We start from the raw sequence: 25,531 nt of genomic DNA, 5'->3' as shown, positions 1-25,531 counted from the left end.
TCTTCGAGCAGCCGATCACGCCGACCAGCTTTGCCAGTTATCCACAGATCAGCGTGTCCCGCCGTGGCCGGGCCAACGGGCCGATTGATGTCGAGCTGGCCAACTTCAAGGTGCAACGGCGGGTGGCATTGATTACCCCGAGTTTTCACTCGGCGCTGTTCTCGCTACCGGATTCGGACCTGATCCTGCCGATGCCGGCGAATATCCTCAACAGCGTGCACAAGCTCGGGTTGCCACTGCGATCGTTCGAGATCCCGGTACCGCTGGAGCGGGTGACGGTGCTGCAAGCCTGGCACCCGCGGTTTCACAACGACCCGGCACATAGGTGGTTGCGGCAGACCTTGAAAGCTTGCTGCAGTGTTGATCCTTGATTGCCTGTAAGGGCCTCATCGCTGGCAAGCCAGCTCCCACCTCGACCGCATTGATCTCAAGCCCTGTGCAGCACTTGTGGGAGCTGGCTTGCCAGCGATGGGGCCAGACCTGCAAAAAAGTGGATTGCGCCTGACGCAACATAAACCTACCAAGAAGTCAGTTTTCGTCAGCATTCGACCTTCTTAGACTTGCTCCAGTCGCAAATTTGTTGCTGGAGATGTCGTTGCATGAGTTCCCTGTCCGCCCTGTCTGCCGCACCTGCCGGCGCCCCCGCGCCGGCTGCCCCTGCGCAGACGGCGTTCGGCCTGCAGGTGGTGGTCGGGCTGTTCGGTGTATTGCTGGCCGTGTTGTGTGCGGGCCTCAACGAGTCGGTGACCAAGATTTCCCTGGCCGATATCCGCGGCGCCATGGGCATCGGGGCCGACGAAGGTGCCTGGCTGCTGGCGGTGTACAGCGCCGCTTCGGTCTCGGCCATGGCCTTTGCGCCGTGGCTGGCCACCACCTTCTCGCTGCGGCGCTTCACCCTGAGCGCCATTGGCCTGTTCGCCGTGCTCGGCTTGCTGCAGCCGTTCGCCCCCAACCTGCACAGCCTGATGTTGCTGCGCGTGCTGCAGGGCTTTGCCGCCGGCGCCTTGCCACCGATGCTGATGAGCGTGGCCCTGCGTTTCCTGCCGCCGGGCATCAAAGTGTACGGCCTGGCCTGTTACGCCCTGACCGCCACGTTCGGCCCCAACCTCGGTACCCCGCTGGCCGGGTTGTGGACTGAATACGTGGGCTGGCAATGGGCGTTCTGGCAGATCATTCTGCCGTCGGCACTGGCCATGTGTTGTGTGGGCTGGGGCCTGCCGCAGGACCCGCTGCGCCTGGAGCGTTTCAGGCAGTTCGACTGGCGTGGCGTGGTGCTTGGCCTGCCGGCCATCAGCAGTATCGTCCTGGGCTTGTCGCTGGGGGACCGCTGGGGCTGGTTCGACTCGCCGCTGATCTGCTGGCTGCTCGGGGGTGGGCTGCTGTTGCTGGTGCTGTTCATGTTCAACGAATGGTCCGAGCCGCTGCCGTTCTTCCAGTTGCGCATGCTGTCGCGGCGCAACCTGAGTTTCGCCCTGGTGACCTTGGCCGGCGTGCTGGTCGTGCTGTCGGGTGTCGGCAGCATTCCGTCGGCCTACCTGGCGCAGATCCAGGGCTACCGGCCGGCGCAGACCAGCCCGTTGCTGATGCTGGTGGCCATGCCGCAGTTGATCGCCCTGCCATTGACCGCAGCGCTGTGCAACATCCGTGCGGTGGACTGCCGCTGGGTGCTGGGCATCGGCCTGGCGATGCTGGCGGTGTCCTGTGTTGGCAGCAGCCTGCTGACCAGCGAATGGATCCGTGGCGACTTCTACCCCTTCTACCTGCTGCAGGTGTTCGGCCAGCCGATGGCGGTGCTGCCGCTGCTGATGCTGTCCACCAACGGCATGACCCCGCAGGAAGGCCCGTTCGCCTCCAGCTGGTTCAACACCGTCAAAGGCCTGGCCGCGGTGATCGCCGGTGGCCTGCTGGATGCGCTTGGCACCCTGCGCCGGCACTTCCATTCCAACCACTTGGTGGACAGCCTGGGCAACGCTCCGCTGGTCGACGATAACGCCGCTGGCCTGGCCAGGCGCATCCACGATCAGGCGCTGGTGCTGACCTCGGCCGACCTGTACCTGGTCATGGCCTGCATCGCCGTGGCCCTGATCTGCCTGATTCCTTTCGTGCCCACCCGGGTCTACCCGCCGCGCGCGGTGGCCTGAACCCTGGATGAATTCGAGAACCGCTGAAATGACCAACAACCGCAAAACCCTGTTCATCGGCTCGGTGCTCGCCGTGGCTGTCCTGGCTGGCATCGTCGGCCCCTGGATGTTCGGCAGCGACCACCGCCAGAGCACCAATGACGCCTATGTGATCGCCGACTACACGGTGGTCGCGCCCAAGGTCGCCGGCTTCATCAAGGAGGTGCTGGTAGAGGACAACCAGCAGGTTACGGCTGGCCAGCTATTGGCGACCATCGATGCCCGTGACTACCAGGCCGCGCTGGATGCGGCGCAGGCGCAATTGCTGGTGGCCAAGGCGCAAAGTGCCGATGCCCGTGCCACCCTGGAACGTCAGGCTTCGCTGATTGCCCAGGCCGAAGCTGCGGTGAAAGCGGCCCAGGCCGAAGCGGCGTTCGCCGACCATGAGGTCAACCGCTACAGCCGCCTGGCCGAGCAGGGCGCCGGTACCGTGCAGAATGCCCAGCAGGCACGCAGCAGGGTCGACCAGGCCCGCGCCCGGCTGGCCAATGCCCAGGCAGCATTGCTGGCAGCGCGCAAGCAAGTCGATATTCTCAGCGCCCAGGTGGCCAGTGCCGATGGTCAGTTGAAACGTGCCGAAGCAGGCCTGGAAAAAGCCCAGCTCGACCTCTCCTACACGCGCATTACCGCGCCGGTGAACGGCATGGTCGGCGAGCGCGCCCTGCGCGTCGGTGCCTACGTCACCCCGGGCGCTCGCCTGCTGTCGGTGGTGCCGTTGCAGCAGGCCTATGTGGTAGGCAACTTCCAGGAAACCCAGCTGACCCACGTACAGCCGGGCCAGCCGGTGAGCATCAGCGTCGACACCTTCTCCGGCGAGAAGCTGCAAGGCCATGTGGAAAGTATCGCCCCGGCCACCGGCGTGACCTTCGCCGCCGTCAAGCCGGACAACGCCACCGGCAACTTCACCAAGGTGGTGCAGCGCATTCCGGTGAAGATCGTTTTCGATGATGGCCAGCCGCTGCTCGCCCGCTTGCGCGTGGGCATGTCGGTGGAAGCGACCATCGATACCCGTGGCGACAAGCTGAACGGCAAAGAGGTCAGCGCACGATGAAAGCGGCATTACGCGTGAGCCCATTGCTGCTGGCCGTACTGATGGCTGGCTGCAGCATGGGCCCGGACTTCCTGCGCCCCGACAGCCAGGCACCGCAACAATGGGCGCCGCTACAAGGTGAGGCGGCGGCCAGCCAGCCGCAGGCCGAACCGCTGGAGCTGCGCTGGTGGGAAAGTTTCCACGATGCCCAGCTCAGCGCATTGATCCAGCGCGTTGCCGAGCGCAACCTCGATTTGCAGATGGCCAGTGCCCGGCTGGTACAAAGCCGGGCCTTGCGCAGCACCGTGGCCGCCGATGAAATGCCGGCGGTGGATGTTGCTGCCGGCTACAGCCGTGCCCGCAACAGCGCCGAAGGCCTGAGCGACCCGTCTGGCAAGGCGGGCAAGCAAGCCTTCAACCTCTGGCAGGGCGACTTGGTAGCGGGGTGGGAGCTGGACCTGTGGGGCCGCGTGCGGCGCCAGGTCGAGGCGGCCGATGCCACGGTCGAAGTGGCGGAGAACGACCGCCGCGGTGTGCTGTTGGCATTACTGTCGGAAACTGCCGGCAACTACATCCAGTTGCGTGCGGTGCAGCACACCATCGATGTCACTCGCGACAACCTCAAGGTCGCCCAGCACAGCCTGAAGCTGTCGGAAAGCCGCCAGGCCGAAGGCGTCGCTACCCGCCTCGACGTAGCCCAGGCCAGTGCCCAGGTGGCGTCCATCGAGTCGCGTCTGCCCAGCCTCGAAGCCCGGCGCGATGACCTGATCAACGCCCTCAGCCTGCTCGCCGCCGACCCCCCGCGCAGCCTGCAGGCCCAGTTGCTACAGGGCGGCGAACTGCCTGCGCCGCGGCAGAAGTTCGCCATCGGCTTGCCGTCCGAGCTGGCCGAGCGCCGGCCGGACATCCGCCAGGCCGAGGCTCGCCTGCACGCTGCCACCGCCAGCATCGGCGTGGCCAAGGCCGACTTCTACCCGAGCATCCGGCTGTCGGGCAGTGTCGGCTTCCAGGCCATGCAGTTGTCCGATTTCGGTGCCTGGGATGCGCGCCGGTTTGCCTTTGGGCCACAGCTTTCATTGCCGATCTTCGAGGGCGGCCGACTCAAGGGCACCCTGGAGTTGCGCGAGGCGCAGCAGCAGGAAGCGGCGCTTAATTATCGCAAGGTGGTGCTGGGGGCCTGGCACGAAATTGACGATGTGCTACGCCTGTACAACGCCAGTCAGTTGCGCCGTGATCATCTGGCCGAGGCCGTGCGGCAGAACCGCATCGCCCTGGAAACCGCCCAGCGCCAGTACGTGGAAGGGGCGGTGGATTTTCTCAACGTGCTGACGGTGCAGAGTGCCTTGCTGGCCAGCGAGGAACAGTGGATCGACAGCTCGGCGGCGGTGTCGCAGGCGCTGGTGGCGCTGTACAAGGCCTTGGGGGGTGGCTGGCAGGCGTTTGATCAGCAACCGGTGAAGAAAGCTTTGCAGCCCATCGCCGGCAAGCCAGCTCCCACAAGTACAGCGCAGGTCTCAGGTACAGCGCAATACCTGTAGGAGCGGGCTTGCCCGCGAAGGGCTGCAAAGCAGCCCCGGCGATTTCCCAGACAGATGAGGAGGCAAAGATGCACATTTCCCTGAACGGCAAACGCGCGATCGTCAGCGGTTCCACCGCCGGCATTGGCCTGGCCATCGCCATAGGTCTGGCCGAAGCCGGCGCCGAAGTAGTCCTCAACGGCCGCACCCAATCCCGCGTCGACGAAGCGCTTAAAGCCGTGCGCGAACGCCTGCCACAAGCGCGCATCATCGGCATCGCTGCCGACCTCGGCACCCAGGAAGGTGCGCAAAAGCTGTTCGACCAGGTGCCGCATACCGACATCCTGGTCAACAACCTGGGCATCTTCGAGCCCAAGCCGTTCTTCGAGATCGAAGACGAAGACTGGCAGCGCTTCTTCGACGTCAACGTGCTTAGCGCGGTGCGCCTGTCGCGCCACTATGCCCAAGGCATGGCCGAGCGCAAATGGGGGCGGGTGGTGTTCCTGTCCAGTGAGTCGGCGCTGCAGATCCCGACCGAGATGGTTCACTACGGCATGACCAAGACCGCGCTGTTGGCGGTGTCACGAGGGCTGGCCGAGACCCTGGCGGGCACCGGGGTAACGGTGAATGCCGTGCTGCCTGGGCCGACGCGCTCTGAAGGCGTGGGTGACTTCTTCGCCAAGCTGGCCGAGGAGCAGGGGGGCACGACTGCTGAACTGGAAACCAGCTTCCTGGCCGAGCACCGGCCCAGTTCGTTGATCAAGCGGCTGGCGACAGTGGAAGAGGTGGCCAACATGGTGGTGTACCTGGCATCGCTGCAGGCCAGTGCTACCACCGGGGCGGCGTTGCGGGTGGACGGCGGGGTGCTGCGGTCCATTGCCTGATTGTCTACTGCCTGTACCGGCCTCTTCGCGGGCTTGCCCGCTCCCACCCTGTAGGAGCGGGTTTACCCGCGAAGGGGCCAGCACAGGAAAAAGAAGAATCAAAGCGGTCGCAGCAGGCCAAAGCGCTTGCGCAACGCCCAATCCAGCAAACGCCGCGGCAGCAACCGAGCCATCAACGGCAACGCCGTACTGCCATTGCCCAAGCGCACCACAGCCGGTACCGGCGACCTGCTCATCGCCGCCAACACGCCCTTGGCAAACACCGCCGCCGAAGTCGGCTTGTCCTGCGAAGCCCGCGCCCGCGCCTGCACCTGTTCACGCAACGGCCACCACGCCGAATCCGACGCCAGTACCTGCTCGGCCTGGCGCTGGGCGTTTCTGGCGAACTGGGAGGCAATCGCCCCGGGTTGCACTTCCATCACCTGCACGCCGAACGGTGCCAGCTCAAGGCGCAGGGCATCGCTCAGGGCATGCACGGCGGCCTTGGAGGCGCAGTAGGCGCCGGCGAACGGGGTGACCAGTACGCCGGATACGCTGCCGATATTCACCACCAGGCCCCGTGAGCGGCGCAGCAGCGGGAACAGCGCGCGAGTGACGCCTACCACGGCGAAGACGTTGGTCTCGAATTGCTGGCGCAGTGCGTCCACACCGCCATCGAGCAATGGGCCCATGGCGCCGTAGCCGGCGTTGTTGATCAGGATATCGAGGCTGTCCAGTTCCTCGGCCAAGCGGGTAAGGGCCTCGCTGTCGTTCACGTCCAGTTGCCGGGCGGTGTAGCCGGCGGCACTCAGTTGCTCGACATCTTCAGGCTTGCGGGCGGTGGCCCAGACGTGGTGACCAGCATCGCGGAAGGCGTCGGCCAGGGCGCGGCCGATGCCGCTGGAACAACCGGTGATCAGGACGGTGGGCATGGTGGGGGCCTTTGATCAAGGTGAGAGATGTGTCGCCGGTACTGGCCCTATCGCCGGCAAGCCAGCTCCCACAAGTGCTCCGCAGTCCTTGAAAGGGGTGGGGTACCTGTGGGAGCTGGCTTGCCGGCGATAGGGCCAGTGCAGGCAATGAATCAATTGGCAAATGTACCTTGCAGGTGCTCTGCCCGAAACTCCAGGGTTTGTGCTCGGTAACCGGAACGCAGGGGCGGCAAGGGCAGGCAGTCTATCCACTCGGCCCCCGGCTGCAGTTCGCCAGGGCCACGGTAGCGCGGCGCGTTGTAGGTATTTTCTGCGAGGTTCACGGTATCGCCCGGTGCATAGGCGGCTACGCGCCAACGCAGTTCGGTGAGCGGTACCGGGTTGCCGTTCTTCATGTGCACCTGCAGGGTTCGGTCGGCGGGGCACTGGTCTGGGGCGTAGCTCAGGCGCAGGTCCAGGCGGGCCAGTTGCGAGGCTTCGCGGGTGTCCTGCCAGGCAACGAACAGGGCCACCAGGCCCAGGCCGCACACGGCGGCCAGGGAAATGGGCAGGGCCTTGGCCGGGTAGCGCAACAGCAGCACCAGCCAGGTGAGGATAAGGACGGCACCGATGATCATGATGTGCGGATTCCGTTCGAGTCTCGGCACATCTTGGAGTGGCAAGCTGCAAGCTGCAAGCTGCAAGCTGCAAGCTACAAGCTACAAGCTACAAGCTACAAGCTACAAGCTACAAGCTACAAGCTACAAGCTACTAGAAAAAGCAGGGCGGTGGAGAACCCACAATTTTAGATTCGACGCCGCCCCGCTGTTTCTTGTAGCTTGCCGCTTGCCGCTTGCCGCTTGCCGCTTGCCGCTTGCCGCTTGCCGCTTTACTGCGCGATGGTCTTCACCGAAACCCCACGCTCGACCGGCGTAGAGGTGCGCCCATACACATCTTCGAAGCGCTCGATATCATCTTCGCCCAGGTAACTCCCGGACTGCACCTCAATGATCTCCAGCGGGATCTTGCCCGGGTTGCGCAGGCGGTGCACCGACGCAATCGGGATGTAGGTCGACTGGTTCTCGGTCAGCAGGAACACGTTTTCGTCGCAGGTCACCTCGGCAGTGCCGGACACCACGATCCAGTGTTCGGCGCGGTGGTGGTGCATCTGCAGCGACAGGCTGGCGCCTGGCTTGACGGTGATGTGCTTGACCTGGAAGCGGCCGCCCATGTCCACCGAGTCGTAAGAACCCCATGGGCGATACACTTCCAGGTGGTTCTGGGTTTCGCTACGGCCCTGTTCGTCCAGTGTCTTGACCATCTGCTTCACGCCCTGAACCTTGTCCTTGTGGGCGATCATCATGGCGTCCTTGGTCTCGACCACCACGATGTTCTCAAGGCCGATCACCGACACCAGCTTGCCGTTACCGTGGATCATGCAATTGTGGCTGTCCTGCACCACCACATCGCCCTTGGTGACGTTGCCGTTGTCGTCCTTCTCATGCACCTCCCACAACGACGACCAGCAGCCCACGTCGCTCCAGCCGGCCGACATCGGCACGACACAGGCGCGCTGGGTTTTTTCCATCACCGCGTAGTCGATGGAGTTGTCCGGGCAGCAGGCGAAAGTGGCGGGGTCGATGCTCAGCACATCGCCGTCTTCCTGGCTACGCTCCAAGGCCAGTACACAGGTGTCGTAGATATCGCCATCGTGCTTTTTCAGCTCCTCGAGGAAGCGGCTGGCGCGGAACAGGAACATGCCGCTGTTCCAGAAGTAACCACCGGCCTGGACGAACTCGGTGGCGCGCTTCTCGTCGGGCTTCTCGACGAACTGCGCTACCCGCGCCACGCCCTCGGGCAGCAATGCATCCTGGCTGGAGCGGATGTAGCCGTAGCCGGTTTCCGGCTTGGTCGCCGGTACCCCGAACAACACCATCTCGCCGCGCTCTGCCGCGACGGTGGCCAGGGCCAGGGCACGTTGCAGGGCCTTCTGGTCCTCGATTACATGGTCGGCAGGCAGCACCAGCATCAGTTCGTCGCGGCCTTCGTTGACCAGTTTCATCGCGGCCATGGCCACCGCTGGCGCGGTATTGCGGCCAAACGGCTCCATCAGGATGCCTTGGGTTTCTAGCTTCAGGGCAGCCAGCTGCTCCTGCACGATGAACTTGTGGTCCTTGTTGCAGACCACGATCGGCGTGTCCATGCCCTCGAACACCAGGCGCGAGAGGGTTTGCTGGAACAGCGTGTGTTCACCGGTCAGGGCCAGGAACTGCTTGGGGAACTGCTTGCGCGACAAAGGCCACAGACGCGAACCGCTACCACCAGAAAGAATTACCGGGATCATCATGTTTCTCCAATAGTCGTTGAGAGGCAGGGGAATCAGTTGCTAGCCACGGGGCGAGTTACCCACACCGGCGACAAGGCGTTGCCGGAACCCGTTACGTACAGCACTGCGGCTTCGCCGCGCTCAAGGGCGACCGGCTTCACGTCACCCACTTTCTTGTCACCTTGGTACAGCGCCAGGTTCACCTTGACCGGGTTGATCTCGCGCTCACCACGGCCGTTGGCGGCTACTTGCTTGACCACTTCGGTCTTGCCGTCGGCGGTTTTCAGGGTCAGCTGCTGGTCGCTCAGGTTCTGCACGCGCACCAGGGCTTTCTGCTTGTTCTTGAACGGCGGCTCTTCGATCAGCTTCGGGTTGCCGCTGTTGCTGTTGACCAGGGTGTAGTACTTGTCCGAGGCCAGCTTGACCGGCACGCTCTTGCCGCCGACCTGGGCGGTGTAGTCACCGCCAGGCAGGAAGCTGAAATCGCTGCTGGCCTGGGCGCCAACCTGCTTGATCTGGGTGTTGCCCACGCTGGCGGCAGCCGGTGCACTGGTGGCGTTGTACAGCCGCACGAACGTGGAGCCTTTCGGCGCGCTGGGGCCATACAATGCGGCGTCGGCGCCGGCGAAGGCCTGCATGGAAGCAAGGGACAGGCCGGCCGCCAGGGTGAGGGCTTTGGCAATGGAAGTCTTGGTAGTCATGTGCGTGTTCCTCTCTTCAGTCAGTGGTTCGTCCGGGTGGACGACAAGGCCAGGTTTTCTTCGGATTTACGGGCGTTCTTCAGCTGCGCGACCCAGTGCGGGTCGAAGCTGCTGAGGTCGTTCTTCATTGGCAGATATCGTTCTGGGAATTCCCACACCACCACTTGTGGCGCGGCGTTCTTGAAGGCATCGCTTTGCAGGTACTTGAGCATGGGCACCAACGGACCGTGGCCGTCCTCGGCGTAATTGGCCACGTCGCTGCGCAGCGCCTGCTGCAGGGCGCCAAGGAAGTTCCAGTGCGGGTTGGCGCTGTAGCTGGTGCCAACCAGTGCCACCGGTATGCGGCTGTCGGCGAACAGTGCGTCAGCGCCGTCACCCTCGGCCTCGGCGGCCCGGGTGGTACGCTGTTGCAGGCTGTCCGGGGCGGGCAGCAGGTTGCTGAACAAAGGGTCCAGTGGCAGGAAGTTGGTCAGGTCACCTTTGTACGGGGCGGTGCTGCCTGCTTCGGTGATGAAGGCCTGCGGCTCGCCGTCGAGCAGGTTCTGCCGGCGCACGGCGTCTGCCAGCGCCTGCGCCGCCACTTCGGCGCCCATCGGCGTCCAGTGGGTGTCGGTACGCAGGAACACCTGGCCGCGGGCCTTGGCCTGCGCCAGTGGGCCCATCAGCTCGGGCGCAAACACGTTGGCCTGGCGTGCCTGGGCGTGAAACTGGTTGTACAGGTCGTCATGCAAGCTGGCCGGTTGTTGCTTGCCGATGTATTCGGCATACACCCGCGCCTTGGCCGGGACGATCGCCAGCACCAGGTGCACGCCGTGCTGCTGCAGGGTGTCGCGTACACCGCGGATCAGCGCCAGGTTCTCTTGCATCAGTTGTTCGGCACCGGCGGTGGGCTTGAACTCTTCGTCACTGAACAACCACTGGTCGCGGCCCAGCACCACGCCAGGGCGGCCTTCGTGGAACAGCTTGAAGTCCATCGCCGCCCACAGGTTGGTGCCCAGGCGCTTGATTGGGAACTGGTCGTCGTAATGGGTTTCGGCTGCCTTGGCCAGTTTGCCGTTGAGCAGGGTCATCTGCTCGGTGCGCTGGAAACTTTCCAACCCACCGGTGGACCAGACGCCCATGCCCACCAACAGGCCGATGAAGGACAGCGAATAGGTAATGCGTAAGGTTCGGGTCATGTCAGCCCCCTCAGAACTGGAAGTAGAGGAACGGCGAGTAGCTCTGCGCCGAAAGCTTGAGGATCGAGGCCACGAACAGCAGCAACACCAGCGCGCGGGTCATGACCCGGGTCCAGTCCAGGCCCAGCGAACCGTCGCTGTTGACTTGCACCGGGGTGGCCTTGGGCGTGGGTTTGGCGTTGCGGTAGAAGTCGCGCAGGCCGAAGAACGCCAGGGTGAGGTAGGCGATCACCAGGGTGGCGACCTGCAGGCCAGTGAGCTGGGCACGGTTGAGTTCCGACAGCTGCCAGTCGCCGAAGCTGAACATGGCGCCGTACATGCGTGCGGCGACGTGCAGGTTTTCGGCGCGGAAGATCACCCAGCCGACCACCACCAGCAGGAAGGTGAAGGCCCATTTCACCGGGTTGAAACGCTGCGGGTTGGTGTCGATGCCCAGCGCCCGCTCGATCGCCAGCCACATGCCGTGCCAGGCGCCCCAGATGATGTAGGTGAAGTTGGCACCGTGCCACAGGCCGCCCAGCAACATGGTCAGGAACAGGTTGCGGTAGGTGTTGAAGGTGCCTTTGCGGTTACCGCCCAGGGTGATGTACAGGTAGTCGCGCAGCCAGGTCGACAGGCTGATGTGCCAGCGCCGCCAGAACTCGGTGATGGACTGGCTGATGTATGGCTGCTTGAAGTTTTCCATGAAGCGGAAGCCCATCATCAGCCCCAGGCCGATGGCCATGTCGCTGTAGCCGCTGAAGTCGAAGTACAACTGCGCGGTGTAGGCCAGGGCGCCGAGCCAGGCATCCCCGGTGGTCGGGTTCTGCAGGGCGAAGCAGTGGTCGGCGACCACTGCCAGGGTGTCGGCGATGAACACCTTCTTGATGAAACCCTGCATGAAGCGGGTGCAGCCTTCGGAGAACTTGTCCAGGGTATGGGTGCGGTTGTTGAACTGGTCGACCAGGTCCTTGAAGCGCAGCACGGGGCCAGCGATCAGGTGCGGGAAGATCGCCACGAACGCGGCGAAGTCGATCAGGTTGCGCGTGGCCGGGGTGTCGCCGCGGTACACGTCGATGATGTAGCTGATCGACTCGAAGATGTAGAACGAGATACCGATCGGCAGCAGCACGTGGGTGAGGATGAAGGGTTCCAGGCCAAACGAGGTGATGATCGCATTCAGGCTGTCGACACCGAAGTTGGCGTACTTGAAGTAGCCGAGAATGGCCAGGTCGACACCAACGCCCAGCAGCAGCCAGCGCTGTGCCGGCTTGGTGCGCACGCCGGCGGCACCCACTTTCAGGCCGATCCAGTAGTTCCACAGGGTGACCCCGGCGAACAGCGCCAGGAAGTCCACCCGCCACCAGGCGTAGAAGATGTAGCTGGCGACCAGCAGCAGGAGGTTGCGATAACGTTGCCCGCTCAAGTAATACAGGCCGAGGAATATCGGCAAGAACAGGAACAGGAACACGTTGGACGAGAAGACCATCCCGGTTCTCCTTATTGTTCACAGCATCCGGGGCACAGCGCCCCCCAAACCCCCCAGCAAAAAGCTGGAGGGCAACTTAGATCCCTGTGGGAGCGGGCATGCCCGCGAACACGGGCGAAGCCCTTGCCATGCGCCGCGGTGGCTTCTTCGCGGGCATGCCCGCTCCCACAGGTACCGACCCCACAATGGGAGTCAGTTCACTTCTTGCTTGCTGCGCTCGGGTCGTAGACCCGGGTCAGGTCGCCGCCCAGCCGGAAGCTGTTGAACGGCTGCATCCCGTGCTTGCGTTCGAGCGTGTCGCCGACGCAGTGGTACAGCGCGCACCAAGGCTCGAGCCAGGCGTACTTGTTGTCGACCTTGAGGTCTTTCATGTCCTGCTTCTCACCGGCACGTTCGGCGAAGTGACGTGGGTCGCGGGCGCCGTAGAGCACACCTTCGCCCAAGCGCTGCAGGGCAAAGTTGTTTTCGCTGCGCAGGTCCACGCCGTTGGCCTGGGCGAAGCTGGCGATCATCGCGAGCGGCGGCAGGGCGTAGTTGTGATACGCCAGGGCACGTTGCTTGCGCTTGACCTCGTTGGGCAGGAAACCTTGTTCGTCGACCTGGTTGGCACCCACCTTGAATTCCTTCACCGCCCAGTCGAACAGGTCGCGGCGGTCGGTGGCCACGGCGGTGGCCATCACCGACCAGGCGGCCCAGTAGCTGTGGTTGTTGATCTTCTCCAGCGGCAGGTTGCTCCAGTCCTGCACGGTCTGCTCGGCCAGGCGGTCCAGCCATTTCTCGATCAGCTTGGCCTCGGCCTGGTGCGCGGCCAGCGGCTGGGCAGTGGAGAACTTCAGGCGCAGCCACGAGCCGCTCATGCTGCCCAGGGCCCATTTGCGCATCGACTTGCCGGTGTGGTTGTAGTCGGTGGACAGCAGCGCATTGGCCCGCGCCCAGGTCCCCAGCCAGGCCAAGGTGCAGTCGAGTTGCGCCGGGCGGCCATCACGCATGTATTGGCCGACCATCTTGCTCACGCCCTTTTCCAGCGTGGTGATGTCTTCGGTCGACTTGCGAAAGGCCTTTTCCGAGGCGACATTGAGCGTGGCACGGGCCTTGTCGGAGCCTTCGTACTTACTGCGGAATTGCAGCGCACCGGTGTAGGGTTTTGGTGCCGGCTCGCAGCGGAAATTGCCGTCGCCCGTTTTGGGTTTCTCGATGCCCTCGTAATAGCCTTGGGGTGGCACCAGCGCAGCGTGCGCGGCGCTGCCGAACAGCGCCATGGCGAGCAGGGCAGGGCGAAAGATTTGCTTGAATACGGTCATGGTCGCCTCACTGGCCGGCTTGCGCGGTTTGCGCAGGCACGGCGAAGTTGTTGCGTTTGCAGAGTTTGGCCTCGACTTTCTGGGTGCCGCTTTCCGGGCCTTGCACCTCGAACGCCAGCAGGCTCTGGTCGGCCCAGTCCTCGTCCTCGCGCATCTGGAAGACAAAGCGGCCGTCGGTGTCGGAGGTTTCCGGTTTTTCCAGCTTGATGTCTTCGTGGCGGCCGTTGAGGTACCACAGGGTGGCTTGCAGCACCTTCACCGATGGGTCGTCGAACCTGACATCCATCTGCAGGTTGCGGTTGATCAGCTGTTTCACCACGCCGCCCTTGCCGTTGACCATCAGCTCGTTGTTGCCGGGCTTGAGCGTGGTGCTGGCGCTCATCAGCGCCGGGCGGTCATTGCAGCCATCGTCGAGCAGGCCAAGGATTTGCCGCCAGATGGTTTCCTGGTCCAGGCGGTACAGCGGCGAGAACTCCCAGATCAGGATCTTGGGCGGGTTCTTGCGGAATTCCTCGCTGCCCAGGTACTGGATCATCGAGCCTTCCAGGCCACCGCCGGGGAAGGCGACGTTGAGCACATCGGCGCCGATGTACTGCTCGAGGAAACCGGAGAAGTTGTAGTTCTTGCCGCTGTGGCTGGTGCCGACCAAGGTGATCTGTGCGTTGCCGCTGTCGCCGAACAGGTCGTCGCCGCCGCCGCTGGAGCCTTTCGGCTCGGTGGCGAACTGGTCCATGTACTGGATCGCATAGCTGGTGCCACACAGTTGACCGGCCACGTTGTGCAGGGTGCCCGTCTTGCCCATGCGGCCAGATTTCTTGGTTTCGAATTCCTTGCGCGGGATGCCCGCGAAAGCCGGCATCTTGTGCACGGTGTCGGCGACGATCCTGGCGGCGCGCTGGGCACCGTACGGTGTCCAGTGCTGGTCACCGCGGAAGTAGAAGTCCTTGCCCTGGTCGGCGGCGGCCAGTTGCTCGTTGGTCAGCGGCGACAGGTCGGGCACGTTGTAGCCCATGCTGGCGAAGCGCTTGAGCATGGCCTGGTAGTTGCCCAGTGCCTTCTGGTAGTTGAACGCAGCTTTCTCGGCCGGGTTGAGCATGTTGCGGTTCACCAGGCCACGGGTGGGCTGGTACACCATCACCAGCTCCACGCCACGCTTCTTGAACGCGTCGTGCACTTGTTGCAGGCGCTTGTAGCCGGCCGGCGTGGTGCTGAACTCGGTGCGCAAGTCTTCGCGTGTGCGGAACAGCCAGTCGCCCTTGGCTTGCACCAGGGTGGTGAAGTTCTGCTGGTAGCGGGTGGTGTAGCGGCTGGCATCGTGCGCTTCGGGGCACAGCTGGCAGCAGGGTTCGGCCGTGAAGGTCGGGGCCTTGACTTCATCGGCGCGCACGCCTTGGCTGATTGCCAGAAGGGCAGCGGACAGGCCCAGCAGTTTCATCAGGTTTGGAGTCATGGTCTGGGCTTCCTTAATCGATCATTTCGGTCTGGCGCTCGACCGGGTCGATCAGCACAGCCTTCTGCTGGCGGACCAGCAGGTCGAGGATTTCGTCCTGGCGCTCGCCCAGCACGCCGTTGAGGCTGATGCCGCTGGCCTTGCGCGGGGCGAGCATGGATACCTTGTACAGCTCGACCGACAGCGGCGAGTCGATCGACAGCGGGCCTGAGCCGTTGGCCGCCAGTTCGCCGCCCACCACGATCAGCGACACCTTGGTGTCGAACGGGTCGAGGGCGATGTCGCGGTCGGTGTCGGACAAGTCCTTGATGTGGCCGTACACGCCGACCAGGCCGTTGGCCATGGCCACGTTCTCGTACAGGCGGATGTTCACGCTGTTACGTACGCGTATGCCGTGGCGGCGGTTGTTGATCAGCTTGTTGCCCCAGATCAGGTTGTCGCCGCTTTCGTACAGGGTGATGCCGTCGGTGTGGTTGCGGTAGATCTCGTTGTAGGCCACCAGGTTGTTGACGCTGTTACGGTCGATCACCACGCCGGAGAGCTTGTTGTCGTAGCTCTTGTTGTTGATGATCCAGCTGTCGTTGACCTCACGCGAAATGATGATGCCGTGCTTCTTCTTGGTGCCGTAGACCGTGTTGCCGGCGATGATCAGGCGGTGCGAGCGGTCGTGCGGGTCGATGCCATAGACGATGTTGTCGTTGTAGGTATTGTCCTTGACCACGAAGTCCTGGGTTTCGTAGCAGTAGAAGCCGTACCACATGTCGCTGAACTGCGAACCGATGATCCAGCCGGTGGGTTCCGGGCGGCCCATGCGCTTGGCCATGTTCGGGGTGTACTGCGAAATGCTCACGCCGTACGACTTGGACTTGGCATAGCCGAAACTGGCCATCCTGGTATTGACGATATAGGTCTCGGTACCGCCCCACGACAGCAGGAACGGGCGGAACTCCTTGGGCGAGCGGAAGGTCGCCGGGCCGTTGTCTTTCTCCCGCCAGCCGGTCACCTGGGTGTCGGTGACGAACAGCTTGCCGTCGTTGACCAGGAACGCGCCGCCCTCCTGGGACAGGCGCAGTTGCTTGACCTTGCCATCGATCTCGAGGATGCCCTTGCGGCCGACCACGATCGGCAGGCGCGCCAGGTAAACGCCCGGCTCGACTTCGCGCAGGTACTGTCGCGGCACCTGCTTGCTCAGCTCGACAAGGTCGACATGGCCGTCATCGATGAAGATCGCCTGCGGAATACCGTGCTGGCGCTGGACCCACTCGGCCGCCTTGTTGTCGCCGCCGACAAATTCCTTGAGGGTGTCCTCCTGGAACATGCGGCGCAGGCTGACCTTGCCCTTGTGGCTGCGGTCGATCTTCTTCTGCACGGCCTGGGCGGTGTAGCCGCTCAGGTCGGGCAGCTTGGGCGGGTCCATGTGCAGGGGCTCGATCGGCGCGCTGGCCACGGTGTAGGTCTTGGCCTGCTGCAGCTCCTTGGCAATGACCTTGGGCTCTGCGGCGACGGCCAGGCCCGAGGCCAGCAACAAGGCGCTGGCCAACAGGCTGTGACGTAGGTGCGGGTGAAGGTTCATCAGGTTTCTCCCGGCCTCAGAAGCGCCAGATCACGTCGACGAAGGCGCGGTGCATGTACGAGTCCGCTTCCTTGCCATAGGCGTCGCCCGGCTTGAATACACCCGCGCGCAGGCGCACCAGGGCAGACGGCTCGTCGATGGCCTGGCTCATGGACGCGGGCAGCAGGCCTTGCTTGAAGTACTTGGTCACGACCACGTCCATCTCCTGGCCAAGGTCTTTTTCACCGTCGACCAGTTGGCGGTTCACACCGTTGTCGTCGACCACGGCGTTGATGCCGCTGGAGCCGATGTTCTGGTTGCCATCGACGCGCCAGAACTTGTGGTAGATCAGGCTGGCGTCATAGTCGTCGCGCAGTTGCCACGATGCGAACAGCGTGGCCGCCTGCAGGTTGCCCAGCTCGCCGCGGAAGGCCTCACCGAAGCGGTGCACCCGCGAGCGGGTGCCGGTGAAGTTGGAGCGGTTGCTCTCCAGCCCGGTCTGCTCGAAGTTGTTCGAACCATCGTCACCGCCGCCGCCGCTGCCGCGGGCGTAGGCCGCACCCACCTGCCATTGCGGGTCGAGGCGTAGGCGGATACCCAGGTCGGTGGCCCAGGCATTGACGTTGCCGCTCTGCTTGCCGGTGGCCACCTGGTCGTCACCCACCTGTTGGGTGGTGAGCTTGTCGCGGTCGCCGGTCAGCCAGGTGACGCTGCCCCAGTAGTTGACGGTGTGGTCATTGCGCCAGTTGTAGGCGTCACTGTTGGCCTCGAGGCCCAGCCAGGTGAGGTCGCCGGTGCGGGTCTTGTCCAGTGCATCGACGGTTTCCCCGGGTTGGTTCAGGCTGCCGCTGTCATGGGTGTGGTGGGCGCGCAGGCCAACCCAGTGGCCGGGCGTCCATTGCGTGGCGATGTTGCCGTAGACGTGCGTACGGTCCTTGTCCTCGGGCGCCAGCTCGGTGAGGTCGGTGCGGTATTCGCTGAAGCGCTGGGCCACGCCCAGGTCGGCCTTGAGCAAGGTGGTGTCGAAGGTCCAGTTCAGCGCCTCGATGTTGGTGTCGCGCCACATGCCGTCATCGCTGCGCAGGCGCTGGCGACCCAGGCGCAGTTGCTCGCCAGGGTAGGCGGTGAGGCCGCTGTAGCCGACCCAGAATTCGCGCATGGCCAGGTAGCTTTTGTCTGGCTTGCGGCTGTCGTCACCGGTGTCGGTGGTGGTGCCGTCGTCGTTCTGGCGCAGGGTGTCGGTTTCGATGGTGTCGGTGGCTGCGACCGCCTGGCCCATGGCGTAGGCGCTCCAGTTGCCGCGCTCGCCGTACACCCATGGGCGCAGGTCCAGACCCAGGCCGTTGACGTCGCCGCCGGGGCGGGTACCCAGGTCACGGTCGTCTTCCGATTGGCCGGTGATTTTCACGTCCAGGCCGAAATTTTTCTCAGCGGTCATTTCCGCCAGGGTCGGGCAGGACCACAGCAGGGCGAAGCTCAGGCCGATGCCGGCTTTCACGAAGGGATTGAGCGTCATAGCGAGTCCTCACCGTCTACTTCTGGTTCGTCGTCTTGCAGGGCTTCGGTGGCCAGGGTGCTGTTGGCGCCTTGGCTCATGCTGCCGCGGGCCTGCTTTTCCTGAGCCAGCAGTTGCTCGGCCTGGTGGCGCTGGTCCGGGGTCAGTTGCGGCTCGAGCCGTTGCAGCATTTCTGCCGCCTGCGGCGTGGGGTTGGCTTGTGCCAGCTGGGCGAACACCCAGGCATTGCCTGGTTGCGGGCGAATGCCATGGCCTTCGCTGAACAACTGGGCCAAGGCATAGTCGGCGCTGATCTGCCCGCCGCGGGCGGCGGCCAGCAGGTTGTCGACAGCCTTTTGCGGCTCGACGTTGCCCAGGTAACCACGGCGGTACAGCTGGCCCAGGTAGTAATGGGCGCTGGTTTCGCCAGCGTCGGCGGCCGCCTGCAGGTGGCGTTCGGCTTTCTTGGCGTCGGCCGGTACGGTCTTGCCTTCGTAGTACAGGCGGCCCAGCAGCAGTTCGGCACGTGGCTGCTCGGCTTCGCGACCCTTGTCGATGTAGGCCAGCAACTGGTCGGTATCGCCCAGTTCGGGGAACTCGTACAGCAATTGCGCCAGGCTGACCCACGACACCGGGTTGGCCGGTGCCACCTGTTCGAGCAAGTCCTTGGCAGTTTTTTCATCGGTCTGGCCAAGGCTGCGATCGGCCAGCACCCGGGCCACGCTGTCGACCCGGCTGGCTGGCACGGCACCACGGGCGTAGGCCGCCTGCAGTTGGCCGAGCAGGGCGGCCTGCTGGTCGGTCTGGCCGCGCTTCTGGTACACGGTGGCCAGTTCGACGTAGCACATGTCGGTGGCGCTCAGGGCGGCCTTGCAGATTTTCTCCACGTCGTCCAGGTGCTGGTCGTAGCTGCCCTGGGTGCGATACAGCAGCACCTGGGCCAGGCCCGCTTCCGGGTTGCCGGTGGCGCGCCACTGGTCGATCTGCTGCTGTGCGTTGACCTTGGGGAAGCTTTGCGGGTAGCTCAGGTACAGCATCGCCAGCGGGATCAGGGTGTTGCCTTCACCCTGGCGGGCGGCGAGTTTCAGCAGCGTTTCGGCTTCTTCACGCTCGGCCTGGGTGCTGTCGGGCTTGGCCACCAGCAGGCGGCCAAGGCGGGCCTGGGCGCGCGACGAGGACGCAGCGGCAGCGCGGTAGGTGGCCTCGGCCTCCTTGATTTGCGCCGGGTCGCGGCTGGCCACCTTGATGTCGGCCAGGCCCACTTGCGCATCGCTGTAGCCCAGGTCGGCCAGGGCCTTGTAGTTGCGTTCGGCCAATGCCGTGTCACCGCGCTTCAGGGCTTCGTTGGCCAGGCGCTGGTCGGGCAGGCCGGCGCAGCCGGCCAAGGTGATGGCCATGGCCAGGCCACACAGACCCAGGTTCATCCGGAACCTGTGGGGGCAGGTGTTGGTATCAGCGATCATCGTCCGATCCTCTTACAGCCCACGGGCCACGGCTTTGTCGATCAGCCAGTTCAGCGACGGGCCACGGTCGCTGTTGACTGCCGCCGGGCGGCCGGCCAGCTCGGCGGGCAGGCCGCTATCGGGCTTGATCTGCACACGGATGTCGGAGGCCAGGTCTTCGCTGTTGAGGCTGGCGCTGCTGACGATCTGGCCGGTACGCACTTCGTCTTCGCCGGCGACCTGGAAGTTGACCCGGGTGCCTGGCTTGACCTCATCGAACTGGCGGTAGCTGAAACGCGCCTCGACCATCGGGTTGGTGGTACGCGGAATCAGCTGGAAGATCGGCTGGCCCTTGGCCGCGTACTGGCCGTCATCCACCAACTGGCGGGCGACCACGCAATCGCAGGGGCTGGTCAGGGTGCCGGACAGTTGCTTGCCGAACAGTTCCTCGATCTTCGCCGGTTCCAGTTGCGTGTCGTCGAGGTTGCCCTTGAGCATGTCCAGCATGCTGGTGGTGAAGCTGGCCAGTGGCGCGCCCTTGGCCACCTGCCCACCGCTCTCCACCAGGCTGTTCACGGTGCCGTCGCGCGGCATGGTGACATTGGTGGTGGGTACTGCGACCACACCGGCTTCGGCATGGCTGATGAAGTACATGCCGTACAACGACTTGGCGACGAAACCGAAGGCGGCGATGCCGACCACGAACACACCGAGGGTGACGGTAACGGCCTTGAGCCGGCCGAAAGGGCTCAGGCCACTGCCGCCGTCCTTCTGCTTGCGCGCCTTGGTGAAGTTGTCGCGCTGCAGGGTGCTGAGCACGTCGCCGGCAGTGATCAGTTCACCCGACAGGTGCGAGGTGATGATATGGCGCAGGGTGGCGATGTCGCGGGGCTCCAGGTTCTGGAATTGCGCACCGGTACGCCCGCTGTCGGGGTGGTACGAGCGCACCTGGAATTCGATGTCCATCGACAGGCCGAGGTTGTCGACCGTGAACATCAACCGCCCACGCAACGCATCGCCCACCGCCAGTTGCTGCTTGGTGTGGAAGCTCAAGCCTCCGGCGGAAAGGTCGTCGACCTTCACATCGTGGGCCTGGCGCTGGGCGTCGATGAAGCGCAGCTTGGCGGGGATGCGTACCCGGGCGTGCTGGCGCTGGGCTTCGGACTCATGCACGACGTTGACATTCACGGCGGTATTCATGGGGTTTGTTCCTGTTAGATCCGATCCGGGTTGGGCTCACACGACCATGAACAGCACAGCAACGAAGATGCTGGCCGCCGAGAAGGTCATGGTCCGCGAGGACCAGGTGTTGAACCATTGTTGAAAGCTGGCGAGGTCACGCTTGAGGGCAGTGGGCTGACGCGTCCACGACTGTTTGTCGAGGCGGAAGAACACGTAGATCTTCATCAGCGCGCCGATGATCTGGTTGTAATAGAGAATCAGCGGGTAGGCCGGGCCGACGTTGTGGCCAGAGCACAGCAGCATCACGGTGAGGATCAGGCGGGTGATGCCGATCCACAGCAGGTACACCAGCAGGTAGCCCAGGCCGAACTTGAGGCTGGCGATCACCGCCACGGTCAGGCCCAGCAGGCTGGTCCACATCGATACGCGCTGGTCGAACAGCACGATGCTGGTGAACAGCCCCAGGCGCCGCAGGCCCAGGCCAAGCGCACGGGAGTTCTGCCGCAGGTTGTTGCCGTACCAGCGGTACATCAGCTTGCGGCTGGCCTTGAAGAAGCTTTTCTCCGGCGGGTGCTCGACCGTGTTGATGGCAGCGTCCGGCACGTAGAAGGTGTCGTAGCCCAGGCGCATCAGGCTGAACCAGCTGGACTTGTCGTCACCGGTCAGGAACTTGAAGCGGCCCAGGCGCCAGTGCATCAGCGAGTCGCTTTCGACGTCAGCAATGAACTCGGGGTTGGTGACCACGCTGGCGCGGAACATCGACATGCGCCCGGTCATGGTCAGTACGCGCTTGGACAGGGCCATCGAGCACATGTTGATGTGGCGCTGGGCGAAGCGCAGCTTGTGCCATTCGCTCATGATGTAGCCGCCGCGTACTTCGCAGAACTCGTTGGTGGTCAGGCCGCCGACATTGGGGTACAGCTTGAACCACGGTACGGTCTTGCGCACCACGCCATCGGCCAGCACGGTGTCACCGTCGATCACCGCCACCACGGCGTTTTCGTCCGGCAGCATGCGGGAGATGGCACGGAAGCCGTAGGCCAGGCCATCGCGCTTGCCGGTACCGGCGATGCGCACGATGTCCAGCTTCACGTGGGCCGGCGGGTTGTACTTGGCCCACAGGCTCTTCACCAGCAATTCATCGGACATTTCCACCAGCGAGCAGACCACGGTGGTGGGGAAGCCGCAGTTGATCGCCTCGCGGATCACCGAGCTGTACACCTGAGCGGTGGTCAATGCTTCGATGCGGAAGCTGGTGACCATCAGGTACACGTGCGACGGGTCGGCGGCGCTGCCCATTTTCTGCACCTTGCGGCGCAGGTAGGGGTACACACCGTAGAGGAAGATCATGCCGCGGATGAAATGGGTGGCGCCCATCGAGTAGCGCCAGATGCCGACGGCGCCGACCAGGAAGATGAAGTGCTTCGATTGCGAGTCGAAGATATCGGCTGGCAGGGCCAGGGCGATCAGCATGAGCAGGCTCATGTAGAGCAGCCAACCGGCGCACTGCAACAGCACTGTCTGGAGCCTTTGCATGTTCAGCATCCGTGGAAAATTCGGGAAAGGGCGGCAGCGCAAGTGGGGAGCCTTGCGCCGCCTGGCCCAGGGCTTACCAGCAGATGCCTTCGGTGCGGCTGGCTGCGCTGGTCGGTTCACTCATGAAGCCGACCAGGTCGATTACTTGTTTGCCGGCCGGTACTTGCTGGGCAAGGGCACGGAACTGCTCGTCACGGTTGCCCAGAACGATGATGTCGGCGTTGTCGATGACCTTGTGGAAGTCACCGTTGAGCAGCGACGATACGTGCGGGATCTTCGATTCGATGTAGTCTTTGTTGGCTCCATGAACGCGGGCGTATTCGACGTTCTCGTCGTAGATATCCAGTTGGTAGCCCTTGCCGATCAGGCGTTCGGCCAGCTCCACCAGTGGGCTTTCGCGCAGGTCGTCGGTGCCGGCTTTGAAGCTCAGGCCAAGCAGGGCGACCTTGCGTTTGTCGTGGGCTTCGATCAGTTCGAAGGCGTTTTGCACCTGCGACTCGTTACTGCGCATCAGCGAGTCGAGCAGCGGGGCACGCACGTCCAGGCTGGCGGCACGGTAGGTCAGGGCGCGCACGTCCTTCGGCAGGCATGAGCCGCCGAAGGCAAAGCCGGGGCGCATGTAGTACTGCGACAGGTTGAGCACCTTGTCCTGGCAGACCACGTCCATCACTTCACGGCCATCCACACCGACAGCCTTGGCGATGTTGCCGATCTCGTTGGCGAAGGTGACCTTGGTGGCATGCCACACGTTGCAGGTGTATTTGATCATCTCGGCCACTTCGATCGGCTTGCGGATGACCGGGGCGTCGAGTTCTTCGTACAGCGCCTGGAGGATGTCGCCGCTGGCGCTGTCCAGTTCGCCGATGACGGTCATCGGTGGCTGGTCGTAGTCCTTGATTGCAGTGCTTTCACGCAGGAATTCCGGGTTCACCGCGACGCCGAAGTCAACGCCGGCCTTTTTGCCCGAGCAATCTTCGAGGATCGGAATCACCACGTTCTTGACGGTGCCTGGCAACACGGTGCTGCGCACCACGATGGTATGGCGGCGCGTGGTGTCGCGCAGCACATAGCCGATTTCCCGGCACACCGACTCGATGTATTCCAGGCCCAGGTCACCGTTTTTCTTGCTGGGGGTGCCCACACAGATCATCGATACATCGCTGGCGCGAATGGCCTCGGCGAAGTCGGTGGTGCCGCGCAGGCGACCATTGGCGATGCCTTGTTGCAACAGTGCTTCCAGGCCAGGTTCGACGATCGGCGACTTGCCCTGGTTGATCAGGTCGATCTTGGTGCTGGACACGTCCACACCGATTACTTCATGGCCTCGCGCCGTCAGGCAGCCTGCACAGACTGCACCCACATAACCCAAACCAAAGATGCTGATACGCATCGCTATCACCTCATGTGTTTATCACGCCGACGCCTCCGTGGAGTGCCGGGCTGGGTTGATTAACAGCAGTTTTCAGGCGCACGGGTTCATGGCGAATGCACACTTCACCGAGCGCAGGCAACATAAGTCCGGAGTGCACGAAAAGTTATGCACTCAAATTAGGCATTTAAAAGCCAAGTAGTAAAAACGTGCCCTGTCATGCAGCCGTCGTTATTGCAAGGCGCTACTCGGCGCTTTGCTGTGCTTGTTTTTCAAGTGGGATAAATCCTTTGAAATCAACCACTAGGACGATTTTTACGGGACGCGTATCTCCTGCAAGGACAGGCACTTGGGCGTTAGCCGGGCGGCCTGTCTATATGTCGTGGCAGGTAGCGGATACTTGCCATTGTCATCTGTAAGTCATCTCTCACAACCCGTGGGCAGGAAATTCGTTACGGCTCTATGAGCGGTAGTTGATATGAGAAGTTCCTGAACGGGTTTTGTCTTGATGAAAGATTTCTAAATATTTATTAAGCTGCTGACAATTTCAATTTGATGGCACGCGCCGGTTTGCCCCCGATGTATCAAGGGCGAAACTGTTGCGAGATGTTTTAATGCCAGCATCGGAAAATTTTTTTCAGATTTCGTCAGAAAAGGTACGAACGGTCGCACCGGCGCCGGTGTTTACACGCTGATGTAAGGTTTTTTTGGCGCCATAAAAATGACGATAATGAAGTCTCACCTTGCGAACCTGCTCGGCCAGCTTGACCGCCGGTGCAGCGGCCGAGGCCTGATAAATGACATCGACGTGACAGCAGCAAGTGCTGATCACCGTGCGGTCATGCGCAATCAGCTGATCGGTTTATCTTTCAGCGTTTCAACTTGCTGCCGCGGGTGGATCATGCGGGTGCACATTACGCCGTATGGCGCGGCGAAGACGGCCAGCCGGCGAGGAGGGTATCGGTTACGGCAGGGGTGGCTATGCCCGAGAGGTGGAAGCGATCATTTTGGAAAGTGGGTATGTACAGCTGCCCTGAAGGCGGTGGAGGCGAGCTCTGGCCTTGCCGGTGCCCGCGGCTTAAGCCGTTCCTGCGGGTGCCATGTGGAGGTTGCAGGAGCGGCTCAAGCCGCGAAGCGGTATCGGCGGGTCTACTCGCCCGGGTGATCGCGCAGAAACACCAGGTGATCGGGCTTGGACTGTCCGGCACAGTAGTAGTAACCCTGGACATCGAACTGCTTGAGCTGCTCTGGATCGTTGATGCGCTGCTCGATGACAAAGCGGCTCATCATGCCGCGGGCTTTCTTGGCATAGAAGCTGATGATCTTGTACTGGCCGTTCTTCAAGTCCTTGAAGTCGACGTTGATCACCCGCGCCTTGAGGGCGCTGCGTTTCACTGCGCTGAAGTATTCATTGCTGGCCAGGTTCAACAGCATGTCATCGCCCTGAGCGGCCAGGGCCTGGTTCAACCATTCGCTGATGCGTGTACCCCAGAAGGCGTACAGGTCCTTGCCGCGGGCATTGGCCAGCTTGGTGCCCATTTCCAGCCGGTAGGGCTGCATCAGGTCGAGGGGGCGCAGCAGGCCGTACAGGCCGGAGAGCATGCGCAGGTGGTCTTGCGCGTAGCTGAAGTCGTCCTCGCCCAGGGTTTCGGCAGCAAGGCCTGTGTACACGTCACCTTTGAACGCCAGCAGCGCCTGCTTGGCATTGGCTGGGCTGAAGTCCGGAGACCAGCTGCCGAAGCGTGCGGCGTTCAGGCCGGCGAGTTTGTCGGACAGGTGCATCAGCTCGCTGATTTGCGCCGGCGACAGGGTTCGCAGTTGCTGGATCAACACCTGGGAATCATCCAGGTACTGGGGCAGGGTGAAGCGCTCGGTTACCGGCGGGGTATCGTAGTCGAGGGTCTTGGCGGGGGAAATCACCGTCAGCATCGGGTCGGCTCCTGGCATCGTTGGCCTGGGATTCTACGGGCTGGGCGGTGCAAGTCCAAACTATGGTGACAATAGTCACAGACCATGGCCGGTTCTAACGC

Annotated in this window: 19 protein-coding genes and 2 pseudogenes; 5 read left to right on the top strand and 16 right to left on the bottom strand. The window is 63.3% G+C overall.

Features of this window, described 5'->3' with window-relative positions:
• The 5 genes and pseudogenes from APH30_RS07105 to APH30_RS07085 all read left to right on the top strand — a co-directional run.
• Positions 1 to 371: pseudogene (locus tag APH30_RS07105) on the top strand (LysR family transcriptional regulator); the annotation flags it as partial.
• A 228-nt stretch (positions 372 to 599) separates the two neighbouring features.
• Positions 600 to 2,141, top strand: coding sequence for an MFS transporter (locus tag APH30_RS07100; RefSeq protein ID WP_054912067.1), 1,542 nt, complete (start codon positions 600 to 602; stop codon positions 2,139 to 2,141).
• Between the two features lie 28 nt (positions 2,142 to 2,169).
• The gene (locus APH30_RS07095; protein WP_054912066.1) at positions 2,170 to 3,231 is read left to right on the top strand and encodes an HlyD family secretion protein; all 1,062 of its coding nucleotides are present in this window, start codon (positions 2,170 to 2,172) and stop codon (positions 3,229 to 3,231) included.
• Positions 3,228 to 4,664: pseudogene (locus tag APH30_RS07090) on the top strand (efflux transporter outer membrane subunit); the annotation flags it as partial. The gene APH30_RS07095 and the pseudogene APH30_RS07090, both read left to right, overlap by 4 nt.
• Positions 4,665 to 4,816: 152 nt before the next feature.
• A complete protein-coding gene (locus tag APH30_RS07085; protein WP_054912065.1) occupies positions 4,817 to 5,611 on the top strand; it encodes an SDR family NAD(P)-dependent oxidoreductase in 795 nt (264 codons plus the stop codon).
• A gap of 98 nt (positions 5,612 to 5,709) precedes the next feature.
• Here APH30_RS07085 and APH30_RS07080 read toward each other — a convergent pair whose 3' ends face one another.
• The 16 genes from APH30_RS07080 to yaaA form a co-directional block, all read right to left on the bottom strand.
• Positions 5,710 to 6,522: an SDR family oxidoreductase gene (locus tag APH30_RS07080; protein ID WP_054912064.1), complete on the bottom strand. Its 813-nt coding sequence runs from the start codon at positions 6,520 to 6,522 to the stop codon at positions 5,710 to 5,712.
• A gap of 152 nt (positions 6,523 to 6,674) precedes the next feature.
• Positions 6,675 to 7,139, bottom strand: a complete 465-nt coding sequence (locus APH30_RS07075) for a hypothetical protein (protein ID WP_054912063.1) — start codon at positions 7,137 to 7,139, stop codon at positions 6,675 to 6,677.
• A 251-nt stretch (positions 7,140 to 7,390) separates the two neighbouring features.
• Complete coding sequence (locus APH30_RS07070) at positions 7,391 to 8,845, bottom strand: mannose-1-phosphate guanylyltransferase/mannose-6-phosphate isomerase (RefSeq protein ID WP_054912062.1); 1,455 nt, start codon at positions 8,843 to 8,845, stop codon at positions 7,391 to 7,393.
• A gap of 35 nt (positions 8,846 to 8,880) precedes the next feature.
• A complete protein-coding gene (locus APH30_RS07065) occupies positions 8,881 to 9,528 on the bottom strand; it encodes an alginate O-acetyltransferase AlgF (protein ID WP_054912061.1) in 648 nt (215 codons plus the stop codon).
• Positions 9,529 to 9,548: 20 nt separating this feature from the next.
• Positions 9,549 to 10,706, bottom strand: coding sequence for an alginate O-acetyltransferase (locus tag APH30_RS07060; protein WP_054912060.1), 1,158 nt, complete (start codon positions 10,704 to 10,706; stop codon positions 9,549 to 9,551).
• 10 nt (positions 10,707 to 10,716) lie between these two features.
• Positions 10,717 to 12,174 carry an MBOAT family protein gene (locus APH30_RS07055; RefSeq protein WP_009684468.1) on the bottom strand — a complete coding sequence of 486 codons (1,458 nt, stop codon included), beginning with the start codon at positions 12,172 to 12,174 and terminating at the stop codon, positions 10,717 to 10,719.
• 197 nt (positions 12,175 to 12,371) lie between these two features.
• Positions 12,372 to 13,475 carry a mannuronate-specific alginate lyase gene (locus tag APH30_RS07050; protein WP_054912059.1) on the bottom strand — a complete coding sequence of 368 codons (1,104 nt, stop codon included), beginning with the start codon at positions 13,473 to 13,475 and terminating at the stop codon, positions 12,372 to 12,374.
• A gap of 7 nt (positions 13,476 to 13,482) precedes the next feature.
• A complete protein-coding gene (locus APH30_RS07045; protein ID WP_054912058.1) occupies positions 13,483 to 14,925 on the bottom strand; it encodes an alginate O-acetyltransferase in 1,443 nt (480 codons plus the stop codon).
• 13 nt (positions 14,926 to 14,938) lie between these two features.
• A complete protein-coding gene (gene algG, locus APH30_RS07040; RefSeq protein ID WP_054912057.1) occupies positions 14,939 to 16,498 on the bottom strand; it encodes a mannuronan 5-epimerase AlgG in 1,560 nt (519 codons plus the stop codon).
• A gap of 16 nt (positions 16,499 to 16,514) precedes the next feature.
• Positions 16,515 to 17,993, bottom strand: coding sequence for an alginate export family protein (locus APH30_RS07035; RefSeq protein ID WP_054905664.1), 1,479 nt, complete (start codon positions 17,991 to 17,993; stop codon positions 16,515 to 16,517).
• Positions 17,990 to 19,435 carry an alginate biosynthesis TPR repeat lipoprotein AlgK gene (gene algK / locus APH30_RS07030; protein WP_054912056.1) on the bottom strand — a complete coding sequence of 482 codons (1,446 nt, stop codon included), beginning with the start codon at positions 19,433 to 19,435 and terminating at the stop codon, positions 17,990 to 17,992. The genes APH30_RS07035 and algK overlap by 4 nt, the downstream gene beginning before the upstream one ends.
• A gap of 12 nt (positions 19,436 to 19,447) precedes the next feature.
• On the bottom strand, positions 19,448 to 20,614 hold the full coding sequence (locus tag APH30_RS07025; RefSeq protein ID WP_029887277.1) for a PilZ domain-containing protein: 1,167 nt from the start codon (positions 20,612 to 20,614) through the stop codon (positions 19,448 to 19,450).
• 36 nt (positions 20,615 to 20,650) lie between these two features.
• Positions 20,651 to 22,132 carry a glycosyltransferase family 2 protein gene (locus APH30_RS07020; protein WP_054912068.1) on the bottom strand — a complete coding sequence of 494 codons (1,482 nt, stop codon included), beginning with the start codon at positions 22,130 to 22,132 and terminating at the stop codon, positions 20,651 to 20,653.
• A 73-nt stretch (positions 22,133 to 22,205) separates the two neighbouring features.
• A complete protein-coding gene (locus tag APH30_RS07015) occupies positions 22,206 to 23,522 on the bottom strand; it encodes a nucleotide sugar dehydrogenase (protein ID WP_009684459.1) in 1,317 nt (438 codons plus the stop codon).
• Between the two features lie 616 nt (positions 23,523 to 24,138).
• Positions 24,139 to 24,333, bottom strand: a complete 195-nt coding sequence (locus APH30_RS28640) for a hypothetical protein (RefSeq protein WP_156326381.1) — start codon at positions 24,331 to 24,333, stop codon at positions 24,139 to 24,141.
• Between the two features lie 317 nt (positions 24,334 to 24,650).
• Entirely contained in the window at positions 24,651 to 25,430 is a 780-nt protein-coding gene (gene yaaA / locus APH30_RS07010; protein ID WP_054912055.1) for a peroxide stress protein YaaA, read from the bottom strand.
• Between the last annotated feature and the right edge of the window lie 101 nt (positions 25,431 to 25,531).

The sequence above is a fragment of the Pseudomonas sp. NBRC 111127 genome (genome assembly GCF_001320345.1).
Taxonomy (GTDB): domain Bacteria; phylum Pseudomonadota; class Gammaproteobacteria; order Pseudomonadales; family Pseudomonadaceae; genus Aquipseudomonas; species Aquipseudomonas juntendi.
This window is presented reverse-complemented; position numbering and strand designations above follow the sequence as displayed.